Genomic DNA, 1,726 nt, shown 5'->3' with positions numbered 1-1,726 from the left:
AAAAAACCGCCAATTCTGGCAACAAAATAACAAACCCATCGAATTGTGGAGCAGTAAAGTAATCTCTCAAAAATTAGATTACATTCACAATAATCCTGTGGAAGCAGGTTTTGTAGAAGAGGCACATCACTGGAAATACAGTAGTGCTATAAATTATGCTGGAGAAGTAGGACAGGTTCCAGTTGAAATATTGTAGCGTTTTAACTACTTCGTAGAACACGAGCTGCAAGCTCGCGCTAGCTGGGGGATTCTACAGACATTAATTGCTTTGAGGTTCCTTCGGGCTTTGTGTGTTCTAAGGATAATTCTATAAAGCGTGAAGCTTTGACTAAAAAACTATTTAGTTACGTTTATCAAGGTGAAGGAGGAAATGGAAATAGCACGAGTGAAGATGGATATAAATATAGAGGACATGGAAGAAAAACTATGTTGCTTTTGATAAATGGTTAAAGGATAATTATAAAGAAAGCTATAAAGATGTTGTTGCTAATCCTAAGCTAATTGATGAAAACAAAGATATATTTATTCTATCAGCTATGTGGTTTTGGAAAACTAACAATATTAACAAAATAGCAGATAAAGGCAGTGTACGCAAGGTGACACTCAAAATTAATTCTAAAGGTTTGGAATGGGAAAAAAGAGAAGATATTTTCAATAAATTACAAAAAGAAATTAAATAGTTATGAAGTTAAAAATAGTACTGGGATTAATGATATTGTCATTAAGTTCTAATTTGGTTGGCCAAAATGCTGAATTAGAAGGGAGTTTGTTCCAAAATATTGATGAGCCATCTATTTATCATTATTATAAAGGGAAACAATTATTGGTTTATTGGGTGTATGAGAATAATCCGAACAAGGTAGTCGAAATAGATACTTTGAATTATGGATTTAATAACACTTGTGAATTATTCAATATTGACAATTTAAAGCAAAGTGGTAAATATTATTTTGAAATTGATGCTGAAGATTTTGAAGAAGGGGAAAGTTTTGAGAGTGACTGTGGTGAGATGGAAATTTATAAAGAAGGAGATAAAACCATGATGAATATTTATTACAGTAGCTCTCAGCAATTTGTCACATATACGAAAATTGAAGCCCTTCCTGAAAAGGTTCAAAGATATTTGCAAAAGAAAGGAATTGGTGTTTCGGAATGATATTTCGCTGATGGTTTTAAGTATAATAGTTGTGACAGGATAAGTATTATGTAGATCCTTCAACTATAAAATATTGAATATGAAAACAGCTTTATTTATATTAATTATCGGTGTGATTGCTTGGATGACTTATGATGCTATTTATAAGAATAAGACAAATGACGAACATTCAAAATTAGTGAATGAATTTGATCTAAAGGATAAATGGTATTTTTTCCCCTGCTAGTGCGAGCTTGTAGCTCGTATTCTGCGGATGCAGTAATACATTAAATGTTCCAGCAATAGGAATAATATTAAGTTAATTGAATTTTGTTTACCTTAGGCTGACAATTAAATTTTTATAGGATTTGAGCCGAAAATATAAGTTTTACAATAAAGAAGGTTTGTACTTTGTAAGCTTTGCAACAGTATATTGGATAGATGTTTTTGTTCGGGAGCAATACTTTGCTGCTGTTGCCAAGAGTTTAGAGTATTGTTGCAAAAATAAAAGAATGGTTATTTATGCTTACTGCATTATGCCTAGTCATATACATTTGATATTTAATGCTCAAAATTCTGATCCGGGTAAAA

The 1,726-nt window shown here is 31.6% G+C and carries 3 protein-coding genes and 1 pseudogene; all 4 read left to right on the top strand.

All coding sequences use genetic code 11. The features are described 5' to 3' along the window. Nucleotides 1–196: pseudogene (locus BZG01_RS21260) on the top strand (REP-associated tyrosine transposase); the annotation flags it as partial. A 486-nt stretch (nucleotides 197–682) separates the two neighbouring features. Next, complete coding sequence (locus BZG01_RS21255) at nucleotides 683–1,156, top strand: hypothetical protein (RefSeq protein WP_101311837.1); 474 nt, start codon at nucleotides 683–685, stop codon at nucleotides 1,154–1,156. 79 nt (nucleotides 1,157–1,235) lie between these two features. Continuing rightward, nucleotides 1,236–1,382, top strand: coding sequence for a hypothetical protein (locus tag BZG01_RS21700; protein ID WP_180327427.1), 147 nt, complete (start codon nucleotides 1,236–1,238; stop codon nucleotides 1,380–1,382). 121 nt (nucleotides 1,383–1,503) lie between these two features. Continuing rightward, a partial coding sequence (locus BZG01_RS21250; RefSeq protein WP_180327426.1) for a transposase occupies nucleotides 1,504–1,726 on the top strand: 223 nt, incomplete at its 3' end.

The sequence above is a fragment of the Labilibaculum manganireducens genome, from assembly GCF_002843385.1.
Taxonomy (GTDB): Bacteria; Bacteroidota; Bacteroidia; order Bacteroidales; family Marinifilaceae; genus Labilibaculum; species Labilibaculum manganireducens.
The sequence above is the reverse complement of the archived record's forward strand: the minus strand, read 5'-3'. Positions and strand labels throughout refer to the sequence as shown.